We start from the raw sequence: 17,850 nt of genomic DNA on the forward strand, positions 1-17,850 counted from the left end.
CACGTACGCTCACAGTCAACGTTCAAGTACCACCAAGTTGACCAAGACGAGTCCCTCCATGTCCAACGCCCTGCATGCCAGCCTGAACGGCCAAGCCCAACGAGAAGCCGAGATTCGCCACGACTGGTCGCTGGCCGAGATCGAGGCGCTCTTCGCCCTACCCTTCAACGACCTGCTGTTCCGCGCCCAGCAGGTGCATCGTGCCCACTTCGACGCCAATGCCGTGCAGGTCTCCACCCTGCTGTCGATCAAGACCGGTGCCTGCCCGGAGGACTGCAAGTACTGCCCGCAGTCGGGCCACTACGCCACCGGACTGGACAAGGAGAAGCTGCTGGAGATCGAGAAGGTGGTGGCCCAGGCCAAGGCCGCCCAGGAGGCCGGCGCCAGCCGCTTCTGCATGGGTGCGGCCTGGCGCAGCCCACGCGAGAAGGACCTCGCCGTGGTGCTGGAAATGGTGAGCCGGGTCAAGGCGCTGGGGCTCGAGACCTGCATGACGCTGGGCATGGTCGACGGCGCACAGGCAAGCCGCCTGGCCGAGGCCGGCCTGGACTATTACAACCACAACCTCGACACCTCACCGGAATACTATGGTGAGATCATCACCACCCGCACCTACGCCGACCGCCTGGAGACCCTGGCCAACGTGCGCGAGGCGGGCATGAAGGTCTGTGCCGGCGGCATTCTCGGCATGGGGGAAGCCCCTCGCGACCGCGCCGCCCTGCTGCAGCAGTTGGCCCGCCTCGAGCCGCATCCCGAATCGGTACCGATCAACATGCTGGTCAAGGTGCCCGGCACGCCGCTGGAAGACGTGGAGGACCTCGATCCCATCGACTTCGTGCGCGCCATCGCCGTCGCCCGGATCTTGATGCCGGCAAGCCATGTGCGCCTCTCGGCCGGCCGTGAGCAGATGGATGAATCGACCCAGGCGCTGGCCTTCCTCGCCGGGGCCAACTCCATCTTCTACGGCGACAAGCTGCTGACCACCGGCAACCCGCAGGCCACCCGCGACCGGGCTCTGTTCGACAAGCTCGGGCTGCATCCCGAACGGCGCGATACCTGTCACGACGACGACCGGCAGCAAGCCGCGCTCGAGGGCGCCCTGGCGCGTCAAACGACTCAAGCCCGCAACGCCGGGCTGGCCTACGACGCCACCCAGGCCTGAACGCGATGTCGCCTCCCCCTCACGCCTGGCCCGAGCGTCTCAGTGAAGCTGCAGCCTGGCGCCGCGCCCAAGGGCTTTGGCGCGAGCGTCACACGCGCCAGGCCGGACTGATCGACTTCGCCGGCAACGATTACCTTGGCCTGGCCAGCGACCCTCGGTTGGCCGAAGCCCAGGCCGCAGGAGCACGCGAGTTCGGTGCCGGCGCCGGCGCCTCGCACTTGGTCAGCGGCCATCTGGAGGTCCACGAGGCCCTCGAACGGCGCCTGGCCGAACTCGTCGGGCGCCCCCGCGCCCTGCTCTTCTCCACCGGCTACATGGCCAACCTGGGCACCCTGCAGGCGCTGTGCGACAACGACACCCAGGTCTTCCAGGACCGCCTCAACCACGCCTCGCTGCTCGATGGCGCCGGGCTTGCCGGGGCGCGCTCGAAGCGCTTCCACCATCGCGACCTCGACGATCTCGACCGCTTGCTTGCTCGGTCGCCGACGGACTCGGCCAGGCTGGTGGTCAGCGACGGCGTGTTCAGCATGGACGGCGACGTGGCCAACATCGGCGGCCTGGCGGAAGTCAGTGCCCGGCATGCCGCCTGGCTGATGATCGACGATGCCCATGGGCTGGGCGTTCTCGGCGCCCATGGCGACGGCTGCGTCGGTCGAGCCCATGGAGTCGATCGCGTGCCGATACTGGTCGGCACCTTGGGCAAGGCGCTGGGTACCGGCGGCGCCTTCGTCGCCGGCAGCGAGGCATTGATCGAGTATCTGATCCAGTTTGCCCGCCCCTATGTCTATACCACGGCCCAACCGCCCGGCGTGGCCGCCGCCACCCTTGCGGCGCTCGACGTTCTAGCCACCGAGCCGGAGCGCCGCGGGCGCCTGCGGGACACCATCACGTACTTCCGCCACGAGGCATCGCTGCTCAACCTGCCGCTGGCCGACTCCTTCACCCCCATCCAGCCGCTGGTCCTGGGAGAGAGCCAGGGGGTAATGCGTTGGGCCGTTCGGCTGCGTGAAGCAGGCCTGCTGGTCGGCGCCATACGCCCACCGACCGTGCCGCGGGGCGAAGCCCGGTTGCGCATCACGCTGCGCGCCACCCATGGCCGGGAAGACCTGGATCGCCTGCTCGAGACACTGGCAGGCCTGCAACGGGAGGGCGTGCTTTGACGACGCTGGTTCTGCTCTCCGGTTGGGGGATCGATGCGCGCATCTGGCAATCGCTCGCCCCCTACTGGCCAGAGGGGGTCGCGGTACGCACTCCCGATTGGCCGGGCTACGGTGAAAGAGCCCACGATACCCTGCCGACGCCTCTCCCAGCCCTGGCCGGCAAGATGCGCGATGACCTGTCGTGCGATACCGTCTGGGTCGGCTGGTCGCTCGGAGGCCTGCTGGCCGGCGCGCTACTGTCTCATCTGCCGCCTCCCCGCGGCCTGGTGCTGGTGGGGACAGGACCACGCTTCTGCAGCGAGGACGGCGTCAGGCCTGCCGAGCTGGCTACCTTTCGCCGCGCCTTCGATCGTGATCCACGTGCGACTTGGCAGCACTTCCTGCGCTGGCAGCTGCAGGGAGAGCCTGCCCCACGGTTGGCACACCGCCGCCTGCTCGACCTTCAGGACCAGCACCCCAGCGCCTCCAGCCAGACCCTGGCCACGGGCCTCGATCAGCTGGCTCGTCTCGATCTCAGCGACCTGCTTGCCGCACCGCCCTGCCCGATCCATCGACTCGCCGGCGAGCGTGACAGGCTGATGGGAAAGGCAGCGCGGCAAACAGCCGATGTCATTCTCGCCGATAGCGGCCACTGCCCGATGCTGTCCCGTCCAGAGGCCCTGGCGAGCCTGCTCGTCGAGCTGGCACACAAGATCGACCTCGATCGCAGCGGACAGAGCGTGAGCGTCTCATGAGCCCCACTCTCGCGCCCACCGCCTGCCATGAGGCAAGCGCGCCAAGCGTATGGCGGCGACACGTTGCCAGGGCCTTTTCCCGGGCGTCGGGCCAGTACACCCGCCTGGCCCAGGCTCAGCAACAGATGGGCGAGGCACTCTGGCCACTGTTACCCGATCGGGCAGGTTGCGTGCTCGACCTGGGCTGCGGCCCAGGGCACTGGTGCCGCCGCCTGGCGGCCCGCTTTGGCCCGGGCTGCCGGGTGCTTGGGCTCGATTTGGCCCCGGGCATGCTCGATGTCGCTCGCCGAGAATCCCCGAGGGGCATCGGCTGGCTGTGCGCAGACGCCGACGCCCTGCCTCTCGCGGACCGACAGGCGGACCTGGCATTTTCCAACCTGGCCATCCAGTGGTGCCCGGACCTCGACGCCGTGATGGCGGAACTCTACCGGGTGCTGCGCCCCGGCGGTCGCGCAGTGATCAACACCCTGGGCCCAGGCACCTTGCACGAGGTCGCTCACGCTTGGTCGTCACCTGACGCCCTGCTCGAATTTCGCTCTCGGGAGCGACACCTGGCCAGCGCACGTATGGCCGGCTTCCCACATGCCCACTGCAGCGCCATCACCGAACGCTTCTTCTATCACGACCTGGCGGCGGTGATGGCCTCGATCAAGGGAGTCGGCGCCCAGACCCCGCGCCCCGCTGCCCGCCTCACCCGCTCCGACCTGGCCGATGCCAAGCGCCGCTACGAGTCGCTGCGTGAGCCTGCGGGGCTGCCGGTCAGCTATCAACGACTGACCCTGGTCCTCGACAAGGAGCCAGTAGCATGACCCGTTATTTCGTGACCGGCACCGATACCGATGCCGGCAAGACCCTCGTTACTGCCGGTATGCTGGCATTGGCCCGCTCACGAGGGCTGACCACCCTGGGGCTCAAGCCCATCGCTTCGGGGTGCCGCCGCACCGAGACCGGGCTGCGCAATGACGATGCCCTCGCCTTGCTGGCACGCAGCGTGCCGCCGGTGGCCTATGATCAGGTCAACCCTTTCGCCTTCGAGCCCGCCATCGCACCGCATCTGGCCGCCTGCCAGGCCGGTGTGGATGTCGATCTTGCCCAGCTCTGCGAGCACGTCGCGCCCCTGCTGGACGAGCCTCGTGACCTCATCCTCATCGAGGGCGCCGGGGGCTGGCGCGTCCCCCTCAACGACAGCGAGGACCTCTCGGGCCTGGCCCTGCGCCTGCGCCTGCCGGTGATCCTGGTGGTAGGCCTCAAGCTCGGCTGCCTCAGCCATGCACGGCTGACGGCAGAGGCCATACGCGCGGATGGTGTTCGACTGGCTGGCTGGGTGGGCAACTTGCTCGATGCCGACTTTGCGCGTGACGCTTCGCTCTATGCCGACAACCTGGCCACGCTGCAGCGCACCCTCGCGGCCCCCTGCCTGGGCGTGGTACCACGCTTGCGTCGAGTTGCCGCAGCCAGGCGACCCGACGCCACCGTCGCCCATCTCGTACTGCCCGAAGGCGATTGACTTGCGACCGAGGGTCCGTACAATGTGGACGCCTGCCCAACCCTGCGGATGTGGTGGAATTGGTAGACACGCCAGATTTAGGTTCTGGTGCCTTCGGGCGTGGGAGTTCAAGTCTCCCCATCCGCACCATCACGGCTCGCCTTCGTCGAGCTGCGTGACACTCCCGGTGACCTTACCTTCGCTTTTCCTTACGACGGCGCTTCATCTTTGCCGCGCCTACGCGTGCCTGCAGTGCAGGTTCGATAACTCACTCTTCGCACTCACGGAGGCATGATGGCATCCCCCGTCTGGCATCCCTATGCCCACCTGCTCACCCAGCAAGCCACCCCCAAGGTCGTCGGCGGCGAAGGCCCTCGCTTTACCCTCGAGAACGGTGAGACGCTGCTCGATGCCACCTGCTCCTGGTGGTGCATGATCCACGGCTACGCGCATCCGCGCCTGGTGAACGCCATCAAGGAGCAGGCCGACACTCTGTGCCACGTGATGCTGGGTGGCCTGACCCACGAGCCAGCCGACCGCCTGGCACGCGAACTGGTACGGATCACGCCACCCGGGCTCGAACATGTGTTCTTCTCCGACAGCGGCTCGGTGGGCATGGAAGTGGCCATGAAGATGGCGGTGCAGTACCACCACCTGCGTGGCAAACCCGGCAAACACCGCATGTTGTCGCTGATGAAGGCCTACCATGGCGACACCAGCGGCTGCATGGCGGTGTGCGACCCCGAGGAAGGCATGCACGGCCTGTTCGCCGGCTACCTGCCCAGCCACCATTTCGCCCCGGCGCCCACGGCCTCCTACGACGCCGAGCCTGAAGCCGTGGCACGGGATCTCGCCGCCCTGCGTGCGGTACTGGAGCAGCATCACCATGAGATCGCCGCACTGCTGATGGAGCCGCTGTTGCAGGCCGCCGGCGGCCTCAACATGACCTCGCCGCTCTATCTCAAGGGGGCGCGCGAGCTATGCGACGAGTTCGACGTGTTGCTGGTGTTCGACGAGGTGGCCACCGGCTTTGGCCGTACCGGCAAGCTGTTCGCCGCCGACCACGCCGCGATCACTCCGGACATCATGGTGCTATCCAAAGGGCTGACCGGCGGCTACCTGGGCCATGCGGCGACCCTTGCCACCGATCGGGTGCACGACGCCTTCATCGGCGACACGCCGCGGCATGCCTTCATGCACGGCCCCACCTTCATGGGCAATCCCCTGGCCTGTCGCGTGGCGCTGGAGAGCCTTGCCGTGTTCGAGGAGGAGAACTACCTGGAGAAGATCGCGGCCCTCAACCGCGTGCTGCGCGAAGAGCTGCTCGCAGACCCGGCGCTTCGTCGCCACCCTCGGGTGCGTGACGTCAGGGTGCTGGGCGCCACCGCCGTCATCGAGGTCAACGATGCTACCGACCTCGATGGCGTTGCGGCATTTGCACGCACCCAGGGCGTCTGGCTGCGTCCCTTCGGCCGCTGGCTCTACACCATGCCCGCCTATATCACGTCGCGCGAGGACATGCACAACATCACCCAGGCGATGAAAGCATGGTTCAACTGACGAAAAACGCCGCCCTCGTGGAGGGCGGCGCATTTCACTTCGTCATCGCGTCACTACAGGCAGCCAAGCAGCCAACCATCAAGCCTCAGGCCATGGCAGGCTGGGCGTAGGAGATCGGCGCCAGCTCGCGCTCGTTCTCGAAGGTGACGATTTCGTAGGCATCGGGCTGGGCCAGCAGCGCCCGGCACAGCTGGTTATTCAGCGCATGCCCCGATTTCACACCGCGGAACTCGCCGATCAGGCTATAGCCCAGCAGGTAGAGATCGCCGATGGCATCGAGCACCTTGTGCTTGACGAACTCATCCTCGTAGCGCAACCCGCCCTCGTTCACGATTCGGTAGTCGTCCACGACGATGGCGTTGTCGAGGCTGCCGCCCAAGGCCAGGTTGTTGGCACGCAGATGCTCGAGATCGCGCATGAAGCCAAAGGTCCTGGCGCGGGAGACTTCCTTGACGAAGGAGGTCGTGGAGAAGTCCACCACGGCGGTCTGCTTCTGGTCCTCGAATACCGGGTGATCGAATTCGATGGCAAACGACACCTTGAAGCCCTGATGCGGCAAGAAGCGTGCCTCCTTGCCGTCCTCCTGCACCACTATCTCACGCTTGATGCGGATGAATTTCTTGGGTGCTTCCTGTTCGGCGATACCCGCCGACTGGATCAGGAACACGAAGGGGCCGGCACTGCCGTCCATGATCGGCACTTCGGGCGCGCTGATATCGATATAGGCGTTATCGATCCCCAGGCCTGCCAGAGCAGACATGAGGTGTTCCACGGTCGCCACCTTGACGTTACCCCGCGAGAGCGCGGTGCACAGAGTCGTATCGGTAACCAGGGCGGCACTGGCCGGCACCTGCACCTCAGGATCCAGGTCCGTACGCACGAACACGATACCCGTGTTCACCGGCGCCGGACGCAAGGTCAGGTACACCTTCTTGCCGGAATGGAGGCCAACGCCGGTGGCGCGGATGGTGTTTTGCAGGGTGCGTTGTCTGATCATGGGCAGTAGCCAGGCCGTTGTAAGTTATCAAACACCGTTCACTATAACACCGAACGAGCGTTTCAACAAAAAAACATCTCCTGGCCCTGCCTATGCACGCAATAGCTTTTGTCAATCAGCCTGTCGACGCAGGAAGGCCGGGATATCGAGGTAGTCATCCAGTTCCTGGGGCGAGCGACGCTTCTCCGCCTGAGGCTTGACCGTTTCCTGGGGCTCGGCCTTGGCCGCCACACTCTGCTGTCGCATGGCCGGCTGCGCACGCTGGCGATATTCACTGCCTTCATTGCGCTTGACGGTCTCACGACCTGCAGCGGCGGCCTTGACCTGGCGCCCTTCGAGCCCTGCAGCCACTACCGTGACCCGCAGCTCGTCGGTCATGTCCATGTCGATGGAGGTACCCACGACGATGGTCGCGTCCTGCGAAGCGAACTCCTGGACCGTGGCGCCGACATCGTTGAATTCGCCGATCGACAGGTCCGGTCCAGCAGTGATGTTGACCAGGATGCCACGTGCGCCGTGCAGGTCGATATCTTCCAGCAACGGGCTGCGAATGGCCTTCTCGGCAGCTTCGCGGGCGCGGTTCTCGCCGGTGGCGCCACCGGTACCCATCATCGCCATGCCCATCTCGGACATCACGGTGCGCACGTCGGCGAAGTCGACGTTGATGATGCCCGGGCTGGTGATCAGTTCGGCGATCCCCTGCACGGCACCCAACAGCACGTCATTGGCGGCACTGAAGGCGGTCAACAGGCTGGCGTTCTTGCCCAGCACCGAGAGCAGCTTCTCGTTGGGGATGGTGATAAGGGAGTCGACATGTTCCGACAGCTCCCTCATGCCCTCTTCGGCCACGCGCATGCGCTTCGGCCCTTCGAAAGGGAACGGTCGGGTGACGACGGCCACGGTGAGGATGCCGAGCTCCTTGGCTACCTGGGCCACGACCGGCGCGCCGCCGGTGCCGGTACCGCCCCCCATGCCGGCAGTGATGAAGACCATGTCGGCACCGCTGATCAGCTCGGCGATACGCTCGCGGTCCTCCATGGCGGCCTGGCGACCCACGTCGGGGTTGGCGCCAGCGCCGAGCCCCTTGGTGATCTCGTTGCCGAGCTGGAGCACGGTCTTTGCGGCCACCCGCTTGAGCGCTTGGGCATCCGTGTTGGCGCAGATGAACTCGACGCCTTCGATATTGCTCTCGACCATGTGATTGACGGCGTTGCCGCCGCCGCCACCTACGCCGACGACCTTGATGACCGCACTGCTCGAGGGTGCGCTATCTACCAGTTCGAACATAAGCCCCGTCTCCTGGACCGCGCCGCGGCCCTATTAGAAATTTCCTTTCAACCAGCCCTTGAGTTTTGCCAGCGCCGGAATCCCTTCCCATCCTCCACGCTGGGAGACGTCGTCGCGCCTGGGTGGCGCTGCCACTACCCTACCCTCACGGCCATGCCCTTGCCGAGCCTCCTGAAGGGCGTAATGTAGCAAACCTACACCAGTGGAATAAATCGGGTTGCGCACCACGTCGGAAAGCCCACGCACGTTGTGGGGACAGGCGATACGCACCGGCATGTGAAAGATCTCCTCGGCCAGCTCGACGACCCCCTCCATGCGAGAGGTGCCGCCGGTAAGCACCACGCCGGCTGCCACCAGGTCCTCGTAGCCGCTGCGCCGAAGTTCATCGCGAATCAAGGTGAACAACTCCTCGTAACGCGGCTCTACCACTTCGGCCAGGGCCTGGCGTGAAAGATCGCGAGCAGGGCGATCACCGACGCTGGGTACCTTGATCATTTCATCGCTGGCAGCCAGTTGGGTCAGGGCGCAAGCGTACTTGACCTTGATCTCTTCGGCGTACTGGGTCGGGGTGCGCAGCGCCATAGCGATGTCGTTGGTGACCTGATCGCCGGCAATGGGAATCACCGCCGTATGGCGAATGGCCCCTTCGGTGAATACGGCGATGTCGGTGGTACCGCCGCCGATGTCGACCATGCAGACCCCGAGTTCGCGCTCGTCTTCGGTCAGCACCGCCATGCTGGAAGCGAGCTGCTCGAGAATGATGGCGTCGACCTCCAGGCCGCAGCGCCGTACGCATTTATCGATATTCTGCACCGCATTTAGCGCGGCGGTAACCAGATGAACACGCGCTTCGAGACGCACGCCGGACATGCCGAGCGGCTCACGAATGCCGCCCTGAGTGTCGATGGCGAATTCCTGAGGCAAAACGTGCAACACGCGCTGCCCTTCGGAGATGGCACGCGCTCGAGCCGAATCGATGACACGATCGATATCGGTAGACATCACTTCGCGCTCTTTTATCGCGACCACGCCGTCCGAGTTCATCGAACTGATATGGCTGCCCGCCACGCCGACATACACCGAATGGATGTCGCAGCCGGCCATCAATTCGGCCTCTTCCACGGCGCGCTGGATCGATTGAACCGTCGACTCGATGTTGATCACCACGCCCTTTTTCATGCCACGCGAGGGGTGCGATCCGATCCCGGCGATCTCGATACCGCCGTCATCGGTAGGCTGTCCGACGATGGCCACTACCTTGGACGTTCCGATATCCAGTCCGACTACCATGTTGGATGAGTTGGAAGTGACTGCCATGCGCCGGAGTGTCTCCTGAAACTAGACCTGCTGGGAATCCCATTATTCTGATAAATGGCCATTGCGCCCATTATAGAAACAACTTGCGTTAAACCACCAGTCCATTACGAAAAACCTGGTTCACGATACGGGTTATTGAGGACAAAGAAAATAGCGCAATGGCTGCAAGATGACGTCTGTACGTGACGAAAGGTTTCAACCCGTACCGTCATCCTCCTCCACGATGTCGGTTTCGCCATGCCAGGCCACGGCCACACCGTTGGGATAGCGCAGGTCGATGTAGCGAATGTGCGCCGCTTGCGGGCCCAACTGTCGCTGCCATGCGGCAGCCAGCCTGGCCAGCCGCGCTTCACGATCGCTGCGCCCCAGCATCACCCACACGCCATCGTCGAGCTGAAAGCGCCAGGCGCCACGAGGCTCCAGTCGCAGCTGGGTGATGGCCAGCCCCAGCGCTTCGAAGCGAGGAGCCAGCCGGTCGTGGTAAGCCAGAACCTCGGCACCGCTACCAACCGGCCCGGCCAGGTCCGGTAAGCCATCGGGCGGCTCCACCGGGGCAAAGGCAAACGGCTCGCCGTCAGGGTTGAGCAGGTAGTCGTCGTTCCAGCGCGCCACCGGTACCTGCTCGACCAGCTCGAAGGCCAGGGCATAGGGCCACTCCCGGGCCACCCGGACCTCGGCCAGCCAGTTGATGTTACGTGCGCGCCGGCGCAGCGCTGGGAGATCGGCCGACAGCCAGGTCTGGCCCTGCAGCAGGGGAGCCAGCTGCGAGCGCAGGTAGTCGGCGCTGACGTGATGCAACTCGCCGCGGATCGACACTCGCTCGATGGGTCGATCGAGCCAGGTCCACAGAGCGCGACCGCCAGCCCCCAACAGGATCAGCAGCAGCAATATGCCCAGCGTCGAGCCACGGGTGCTCATGCCTGGCGCGGCTCCAGCGTGGTGCCGAGGATGCGCAGCACCAGCTCATCGAAATCGATGCCGGTATGGGCAGCCGCCTGGGGCACCAGGCTGTGGTCGGTCATCCCTGGCGCGGTGTTGACCTCGATCAACCAGAAGCGCCCTTCGCCGTCACGCATCACGTCGACGCGCCCCCAGCCTTCACCGCCAACGGCTTCGAAGGCCTGGCGGCACAGCTCACCCAGCGCCGCCTCCTGCTCGGCGTCCAGGCCACACGGCAGGTGGTAGCGCGTATCGTTGGAGTTGTACTTGGCTTGGTAGTCGTAGAAGCCGCTAGGCACCTCGACGCGTATGGCCGGCAGCACGCGCTCGCCCAGCAGCGACACCGTGTACTCCTCGCCGTGGATGAAGCGCTCGGCCATGATCCGCGCGTCAAAGCGCGCCGCTTCCCGATAGGCCGACCTCAAGGCTTCCCTGCTCTCGACGATGCTGATGCCCAGGGTAGAACCCTCGTGCACCGGCTTGACGATCAGCGGCAGCCCCAGCCGAGCGACGATGCCATCCCAGTCGGCGTCTTCCGTCAGCATCAGCGATTCCGGGGTCGGCAGCCCCAGCGCCTGCCACACGAGCTTGGTGCGTTGCTTGTCCATGCCCAGCGCAGAGGCCAGCACGCCGCTGCCCGTATAAGGAATGCCCAGCAGTTCGAGGGCCCCCTGCAGGGTCCCGTCCTCCCCTCCGCGGCCATGCAGGGCGATGAAGACGCGGTCGGGAGCGAGCGCCTCGAGACCGACCAGACCATCGCCGGCCGGATCGTAGCCGATCACGTCGACGCCCCTGCGTTCGAGCGCCGCCAGTACCGCCGCTCCGCTTCGGAGGGAAACCTCGCGCTCAGCGGAATTGCCACCATACAGCACTACGACCCGCCCAAATTCGCTCGTCTGCGTCATAGCTCCACCTCATCGAGAATCAAACGGCTCTCGGCCAGCCCAAGCGCGATACCGCCCACGTCCCCTGCCCCCTGGGTGATCAGGATGTCGTCGGCACGCAACACCTTGGCCAGCAGCGCCGGCAGCTCGGACTTGTGCTGTACGAAAATCGGATCGAGAGTGCCGCGCTGACGGATGGAGCCCGCCAGGGTCTTGCCATCGGCACCGGGAATCGGGGTCTCTCCCGCACTGTATACGTCGAGCAGCAGCAGCACGTCGACCCCGGCAAGCACGCGCACGAAATCCTCGTAAAGGTCGCGGGTGCGGGTGTAGCGGTGCGGCTGGTAGATCATCACCAGTCGCCTGCTGGACCAGCCAGCCCGCACCGCCTTGATCACCATCTCCACTTCACGCGGATGATGCCCATAATCGTCCACCAGCATGACCTCGCCGCTGCCGCCAGGCGGCGCGAAGTGGCCATGCACCTGGAAACGGCGACCCACACCGGCGAAGCCCGCCAGGCCACGCAGGATGGCGGCATCGTCGACGCCGGCGTCGGTTGCCACGGCGATCGCCGCCAGAGCGTTGAGCGCATTGTGCCGCCCCGGCATGCCCAGGCGCACCTCCAATGGTGCCAGACCGTCGGGGCGCAGGGCGGTGAAGTGAACCTCGCCGGCCTGCTGGGTGAAATCGGCAATCCGATAGTCGGCATCCTCGCTGAAGCCGTAGGTGACGAACTGGCGATGGATGCGATCGAGCAGGCCACGTACGTGCTCGTCATCGATGCACAGGATGGCCAGCCCGTAAAAGGGCAGGTTGTGCAGGAATTCGATGAAGGTGCCCTTGAGCCGTTCGAAATCACCGCCGTAGGTGCTCATATGATCGGCGTCGATGTTGGTGACGATGGACACCATTGGCTGCAGGTGGAGGAACGAGGCGTCGGACTCGTCGGCCTCGGCGACGAGGTAGTCGCCCTCGCCCAGTCGGGCGTTGGTCCCGGCGCTGGTCAGCTTGCCACCGATGACGAAGGTCGGGTCAAGCCCACCTTCGGCCAGCAGCGTGGCCGTCAGGCTGGTGGTGGTGGTCTTGCCGTGAGTGCCGGCCACCGCGATGCCGTGGCGAAAGCGCATCAGCTCGGCAAGCATTTCGGCACGGCGCACCACTGGCACACGGTGCTCGTGGGCCCAGCGGATCTCGGGGTTGGCGGGGTCCACGGCGGTGGAGACTACCACCACGTCGGCACCCGCCACGTTGTCCTCGGCATGGCCGATGGTCACGCGAATGCCGTGTTCACGCAACCGGGTCACCACCGGCGAGGCCTTCAGGTCGCTGCCGCTGACCTGATAACCCTGGTTGGCGAGAACTTCGGCGATACCGCACATGCCGGCACCGCCGATACCCACGAAGTGGATGTGCCGAATACGGCGCATGCCCAGGCCCCGCCCGTGGCGGGGCAGCGCTGCCTGACCGGGAACCGGCCTCAAGGTGCTATCGCTCAAGTGCTGTCTCCTTGCAACCGGCCACCAGGCGTTCGACGGCATCGAGGTGCGCACAGCGGCGCGCCTGCCGGGCCATGGTGGCAAGAGTGTCGGGGTCGAGCAGCGTCGCCAGGCTCTCGGCCAGCGTCGCCGCGGTCATGTCTTGTTGCGGCATCAGTTGGGCCGCGTTCGCTGCCACCAGAGCGCGGGCATTGGCGGTCTGGTGGTCGTCGACTGCATGGGGCAAGGGCACGAACAGCGCCGGCTTGGCTGCGGCAGCCACTTCGGAAACGGTCAATGCCCCGGCCCGGCACACCACCAGGTCGGCCCAATCGTAGGCCGCCGCCATGTCGTCGATGAAGGCGCTCACCTCGGCTGCGACACCCTGTGCCGCATAGGTCTCGCGGGTGACCGTGTCCTTGTCGCGGCCGGCCTGGTGACGCACCTCGGGACGGCTCGCCTCGGGCAGCGACGCCAGCGCCTCGGGCAGGCGCTGATTGAGCGGCAGTGCTCCCAGCGAGCCACCCACCACCAGTAGCCTCAAGCGCCGCTCACGCATCGCCGCGGCCTCGCGCGGCGACTCACCCAGGGCGGCAATCTCGTCGCGTACCGGGTTGCCGACCACTTCTCCACGCGCGCCGAATGCCTGCGGAAAGGCGGCATAGACGCGTCGGGCCAGCCGGGCCAGGGCACGATTGGTCAAGCCCGCTACGGCGTTCTGCTCGTGGATCACCAGCGGCCGGCGCAAGAGCCAGGCTGCCAGGCCGCCAGGACCGCTGGCGAAACCACCGAGCCCCACCACCAGCACCGGATCCAATTGGCGAATGATGCGCGCCGCCTGCCACACGGCACGCGTGAGGTTGAACGGCGCCTTGAGCCAGCCGGCCAGGCCGTTACCACGCAGGCCGGCCACCGAAATGCGGTGAAGAGGCAATCCGGCCGCCGGTACCAGGTGGTTCTCGATGCCCCGCGGGCTGCCCAGCCAGTGCACTTCCAGCGCTTCGGCCTGTAGTCCATGAGCCAGCGACAGCGCCGGGATCACGTGCCCACCCGTGCCTCCTGCCATGATCAGCACCCGCGGTGTCCTGGCCTGCGTCACTTCACGACTCCTTGTCCGTTGATGCGCGGTTCGCGGCGCTCCGAGACCTCACGCGGTGCGGTCGGGGTGGCACGCCGCAGCGACCGGCGAGTATCGATGTCCGCACGCAGCAGCAGCCCCACCATCGCCGCACTTACCAGCAGGCTGGAACCGCCATAACTGAGCAGTGGCAGGGTCAACCCCTTGGTCGGCAGCATGCCGGTACTCACGGCGATGTTGATGAAGGCCTGGGCGCCGATCACCATGGCGATGCCATAGCTGATATAGGCGGCAAAGGCCAGCCCCGCCAGCTCGGCACGCCGCCCTACCGCCATCGCCCGCCAGATCAACAGCGCGAACAAGCCCACCACGCCGATGGCACCGAACAGGCCAAGCTCTTCAGCCAGTACGGCGAAGACGAAGTCGGTATGCGCTTCAGGCAGGTAGAAGAGTTTCTGCACGCTGTTGCCAAGCCCCATGCCCAGCCAATGCCCGCGCCCGAAGGCAATCAAGGCCTGGGTCAACTGGTAACCGCTGGCGAACTGGTCGGCCCAGGGATCGGAGAAGCTTGTCAGGCGCGCCAGGCGGTAGGGCTCTGCAATGGCCACGTAGAAACCGAGCAGGCCGACCGCCGCCAGGATGAAGACGAACCGCCCCCATGGGGCCCCCGCCATCAGCAGCACGCCCATCACGCAGCCGGTCATGACCACTACGGCACCGTAGTCGGGCTCGAGGATCAGCAGCACGGCGATGACGCCCATGACCAACAGCGGGCGCAGGAAGGCGCCCCAGCTGCGGCGTACCTCGGGCAGGAACCGTTCCAGGTACCCGGCGAGGTAGACGATAAGGCACAGCTTGGCGACTTCCGACACCTGCAGATTGAAAGGCAACAGCGGAATCGACAGCCAGCGCCGGCTGCCGTTGACCTCGCGCCCGATCAGCAGCACCAGCAACAGCAGCGCGATGCTGACCAGCAACAGCAGCGGTCCATTGGCGCGCCACCAGGCTAGCGGGGAGCGCAGCGTCGCGGCAGCCGCCAGTAACGCCATGGCGACGAACAGGGCATGTCGCTGGCTGAAGTACCACGGGTTACCGGTAAGACTGGCGGCCACCTCGGTGGAGGCCGAGGTAACCATGACCCAGCCGATCAGAATCAGTGCCAACGCGGCGAGCAGCAGCCAGCCATCGAACGGTTGGTCCCGGGTCGAGAGCCCCTCGCGCAGCCGACGCAAACGGGCAAACCTGCGCGCGGAAGGCGCTTTGGTCTTAGCCATGCCCACACTCCTCGACGAGTCGCTGGACCCACTGCCGAAACGCCTCGCCACGGGCCAGGTAGTTGGGAAACTGATCGAGGCTGGCACAGGCCGGAGAGAGCAGTACACAGTCGCCCGGCTCGGCTATCTCCCGCGCTCGCCGCATGGCGGTCTCGAGGTCGGCGACCCGGGTCACGGCCACGCTGTCTTGCAAGGCAGCTGCGAGACGAGCGGCATCGGTACCGAACAGGATCGCCTCGCGCCCATAGCGGGCCATGGGCTCGGCCAGCGGCGCAAAGTCGGCTCCCTTGCCCAGTCCGCCCGCCAGCAGCACGAGCCGCCCCGGAAGCGTAGGGCCAAGCCCTGCAATCGCGGCCAGCGTCGCACCGACGTTGGTGCCCTTCGAATCATTGATCCAGCAGATGCCGTCGTGTTCGGCGATCAGTTCGCTGCGATGGGCCAGGCCCTTGAAACGCCGCAGCACCTCGCACATGGCGTCGAGCGGAAAGCCGAGATGGCTGCCCATGGCCAGGGCCGCCAGCGCATTGGCCTGGTTGTGCCGCCCCGCCAGCCCTAGCTCGTCGGTCGCGATCAGCGCAGTGCCGCCATGCATCAGCCAGTCGCGGCCGGCCTGCCTGGCAATGCCCCACTCATCCGATTCGGGAGGCAGGGTCGTGAAGCGATCCATCATCGGGAGTGGCTCGAGCGGCCAGGTCATGGCGTCCTCGGCGTTGACCACGGCGTGCCTGGCACCGCGAAAGATCCCCAGCTTGGCAGCACGATACCCCGTCAAGTCGCCGTGCCGGTCGAGGTGGTCCTCGGAAAGATTGAGAAAGGCGGCGGTTTCGGCACCCAGGCAGGGCGTGGTCTCGAGCTGGAAGCTCGAGAGTTCGAGCACGTAGAGTTCCGCCTCGGGCACTTCGGCCAATAGATCGAGAGCTGGCGTGCCCAGATTGCCGCCGACTGCCACGCGCCTGCCGGCCGCTTCGGCCATGTCGCCGAGCAAGGTGGTCACGGTGGACTTGGCATTGGACCCGGTAATGGCGGCGATCGGCGCACGCGCTGCACGCACGAACAGGGCGATCTCCCCCACCACCAGCGGCTCCCCGCTGTCGCGGCGACGCTTCAGCATCTCGGCCAGGCCCGGGGTGTGCGGGTCGACGCCCGGGCTCACCACGATCTCTTCCGCTTCGCTCATGTCGAGCGCCGTGAGCGCTCCGCAATGCAGGGCCACGCCGGGGTGGGCGGCGCGGAATTCATCGAGCCCCGGCGGCGCCTCGCGGGTATCGGCCACCATGAAGGGCACCTTCTCCCGGGCCAGATGCCGGCAGATGGCCCGGCCCGATATGCCAAGCCCGACCACCAGTGTCTCCCCCTTCGCCACCTTGGGCATTGCAGCCTCCTCGCGCAGTGGGATCGGCGCCACCTGGCTCAGCGAACCTTCAGCGTGGCCAGGCCGACCAGCACCAGTACCACGGTGATGATCCAGAAGCGCACGATGACGCGCGGCTCCGGCCAGCCCTTGAGCTCATAATGGTGATGCAGCGGCGCCATGCGGAAGATGCGTCGCCCGGTCAGCTTGTAGGAGCCGACCTGAAGGATCACCGAAATGGTCTCCATCACGAAGATCCCGCCCATGATGAACAGCACGATCTCCTGGCGCACGATGACGGCGACCACGCCCAGCGCCGCCCCCAGCGCCAGGGCTCCGACATCGCCCATGAAGACCTGGGCCGGGTAGGTATTGAACCACAGGAAGCCGAGGCCGGCCCCGGCGATGGTGGCGCAGAACACTGCCAACTCGCCGGCACCGACGATGTTGGGAATCTGCAGGTAATTGGCGAATACCGCATTGCCGCTGGCATAGGCGAAGATCGCCAGGCCCATCGCGACCATGACGGTGGGCATGATGGCCAACCCGTCGAGACCGTCGGTGAGGTTCACGGCATTGGAACTGCCTACGATCACCAAGTAAGTGAGCACCACATAGAACACGCCCAGCGGGATCACGATATCCTTGAACAGCGGGACGATCAGGCTGGTTTCCACCGCACTCGTTGCCGTCAGGTAGAGCATCAGGGCGGTGCCCAGGCCAATCACCGACTGCCAGCAATACTTCCAGCGCGCCGGCAGACCGCGCGGGTTCTTCTCGACCACCTTGCGGTAATCGTCGACCCAACCGATCGCCCCGAAACCCAGTGTTACCACCAGCACGACCCACACGAAACGATTGGCCAGGTCGGCCCACAGCAGCGTGCTGACGGCAATCGCCATCAGGATCATTGCCCCACCCATGGTCGGCGTACCGGCCTTGGACAGGTGCGACTGCGGACCGTCGTCGCGTACCGCCTGACCGATCTGTCGCTCGACCAGGCGGCGGATCATCCATGGACCCAACCACAGGCACAGCAGCAGGGCCGTCATGGTGCCCAGGATCATGCGCAGGGTCAGGTAATTGAAAACGTTGAAGGCGCTCTGGTACTGCGCCAGGAAATTAGCCAGAAAAAGCAGCATG

At 65.8% G+C, this 17,850-nt stretch carries 16 protein-coding genes and 1 tRNA gene; 7 read left to right on the forward strand and 10 right to left on the reverse strand.

Translation table 11 applies throughout. The features are described from left to right. Positions 1 to 58 precede the first annotated feature (58 nt). The 7 genes from bioB to bioA all read left to right on the forward strand — a co-directional run bounded on the left by bioB (position 59) and on the right by bioA (position 6,102). Positions 59 to 1,162: a biotin synthase BioB gene (gene bioB / locus ACUY1T_RS04170; protein WP_446020466.1), complete on the forward strand. Its 1,104-nt coding sequence runs from the start codon at positions 59 to 61 to the stop codon at positions 1,160 to 1,162. Positions 1,163 to 1,167: 5 nt separating this feature from the next. Next, positions 1,168 to 2,322: an 8-amino-7-oxononanoate synthase gene (bioF, locus tag ACUY1T_RS04175; RefSeq protein ID WP_446020467.1), complete on the forward strand. Its 1,155-nt coding sequence runs from the start codon at positions 1,168 to 1,170 to the stop codon at positions 2,320 to 2,322. Continuing rightward, positions 2,319 to 3,056: an alpha/beta fold hydrolase gene (locus ACUY1T_RS04180; RefSeq protein ID WP_446020468.1), complete on the forward strand. Its 738-nt coding sequence runs from the start codon at positions 2,319 to 2,321 to the stop codon at positions 3,054 to 3,056. The genes bioF and ACUY1T_RS04180 overlap by 4 nt, the downstream gene beginning before the upstream one ends. Continuing rightward, the gene (locus ACUY1T_RS04185; RefSeq protein ID WP_446020469.1) at positions 3,053 to 3,865 is read left to right on the forward strand and encodes a methyltransferase domain-containing protein; all 813 of its coding nucleotides are present in this window, start codon (positions 3,053 to 3,055) and stop codon (positions 3,863 to 3,865) included. The genes ACUY1T_RS04180 and ACUY1T_RS04185 overlap by 4 nt, the downstream gene beginning before the upstream one ends. Then, the gene (gene bioD, locus ACUY1T_RS04190) at positions 3,862 to 4,563 is read left to right on the forward strand and encodes a dethiobiotin synthase (RefSeq protein ID WP_446020470.1); all 702 of its coding nucleotides are present in this window, start codon (positions 3,862 to 3,864) and stop codon (positions 4,561 to 4,563) included. The genes ACUY1T_RS04185 and bioD overlap by 4 nt, the downstream gene beginning before the upstream one ends. A 44-nt stretch (positions 4,564 to 4,607) precedes the next feature. After that, positions 4,608 to 4,692, forward strand: a tRNA-Leu gene (locus tag ACUY1T_RS04195). Positions 4,693 to 4,836: 144 nt separating this feature from the next. Then, the gene (bioA, locus tag ACUY1T_RS04200) at positions 4,837 to 6,102 is read left to right on the forward strand and encodes an adenosylmethionine--8-amino-7-oxononanoate transaminase (RefSeq protein WP_446020471.1); all 1,266 of its coding nucleotides are present in this window, start codon (positions 4,837 to 4,839) and stop codon (positions 6,100 to 6,102) included. An 85-nt stretch (positions 6,103 to 6,187) separates the two neighbouring features. Here the strand turns inward: bioA and lpxC are convergent, their stop codons facing one another. The 10 genes from lpxC to mraY all read right to left on the reverse strand — a co-directional run bounded on the left by lpxC (position 6,188) and on the right by mraY (position 17,849). Beyond that, positions 6,188 to 7,099, reverse strand: coding sequence for a UDP-3-O-acyl-N-acetylglucosamine deacetylase (gene lpxC, locus ACUY1T_RS04205; RefSeq protein WP_446020472.1), 912 nt, complete (start codon positions 7,097 to 7,099; stop codon positions 6,188 to 6,190). A 111-nt stretch (positions 7,100 to 7,210) separates the two neighbouring features. Beyond that, the gene (gene ftsZ, locus ACUY1T_RS04210) at positions 7,211 to 8,386 is read right to left on the reverse strand and encodes a cell division protein FtsZ (RefSeq protein ID WP_446020473.1); all 1,176 of its coding nucleotides are present in this window, start codon (positions 8,384 to 8,386) and stop codon (positions 7,211 to 7,213) included. Between the two features lie 33 nt (positions 8,387 to 8,419). Further along, complete coding sequence (gene ftsA, locus ACUY1T_RS04215) at positions 8,420 to 9,703, reverse strand: cell division protein FtsA (RefSeq protein WP_446020474.1); 1,284 nt, start codon at positions 9,701 to 9,703, stop codon at positions 8,420 to 8,422. A 195-nt stretch (positions 9,704 to 9,898) separates the two neighbouring features. Then, positions 9,899 to 10,621, reverse strand: coding sequence for a cell division protein FtsQ/DivIB (locus ACUY1T_RS04220; RefSeq protein ID WP_446020475.1), 723 nt, complete (start codon positions 10,619 to 10,621; stop codon positions 9,899 to 9,901). After that, the gene (locus tag ACUY1T_RS04225; RefSeq protein ID WP_446020476.1) at positions 10,618 to 11,547 is read right to left on the reverse strand and encodes a D-alanine--D-alanine ligase; all 930 of its coding nucleotides are present in this window, start codon (positions 11,545 to 11,547) and stop codon (positions 10,618 to 10,620) included. The genes ACUY1T_RS04220 and ACUY1T_RS04225 overlap by 4 nt, the downstream gene beginning before the upstream one ends. Further along, positions 11,544 to 12,956 (reverse strand): UDP-N-acetylmuramate--L-alanine ligase, encoded by a 1,413-nt coding sequence (gene murC / locus ACUY1T_RS04230; RefSeq protein ID WP_446020751.1) that lies wholly within the window; start codon positions 12,954 to 12,956, stop codon positions 11,544 to 11,546. Before murC ends, ACUY1T_RS04225 begins: the two co-directional genes overlap by 4 nt. Positions 12,957 to 13,014: 58 nt before the next feature. Beyond that, the gene (murG, locus tag ACUY1T_RS04235; protein ID WP_446020753.1) at positions 13,015 to 14,070 is read right to left on the reverse strand and encodes an undecaprenyldiphospho-muramoylpentapeptide beta-N-acetylglucosaminyltransferase; all 1,056 of its coding nucleotides are present in this window, start codon (positions 14,068 to 14,070) and stop codon (positions 13,015 to 13,017) included. 29 nt (positions 14,071 to 14,099) lie between these two features. Further along, on the reverse strand, positions 14,100 to 15,356 hold the full coding sequence (gene ftsW / locus ACUY1T_RS04240) for a putative lipid II flippase FtsW (protein ID WP_446020477.1): 1,257 nt from the start codon (positions 15,354 to 15,356) through the stop codon (positions 14,100 to 14,102). Next, positions 15,349 to 16,728 (reverse strand): UDP-N-acetylmuramoyl-L-alanine--D-glutamate ligase, encoded by a 1,380-nt coding sequence (murD, locus tag ACUY1T_RS04245; protein ID WP_446020478.1) that lies wholly within the window; start codon positions 16,726 to 16,728, stop codon positions 15,349 to 15,351. The genes ftsW and murD overlap by 8 nt, the downstream gene beginning before the upstream one ends. A 38-nt stretch (positions 16,729 to 16,766) precedes the next feature. Beyond that, positions 16,767 to 17,849 carry a phospho-N-acetylmuramoyl-pentapeptide-transferase gene (mraY, locus tag ACUY1T_RS04250; protein ID WP_446020479.1) on the reverse strand — a complete coding sequence of 361 codons (1,083 nt, stop codon included), beginning with the start codon at positions 17,847 to 17,849 and terminating at the stop codon, positions 16,767 to 16,769. Position 17,850: the final 1 nt, after the last annotated feature.

Source organism: Billgrantia sp. Q4P2 (assembly GCF_052806135.1).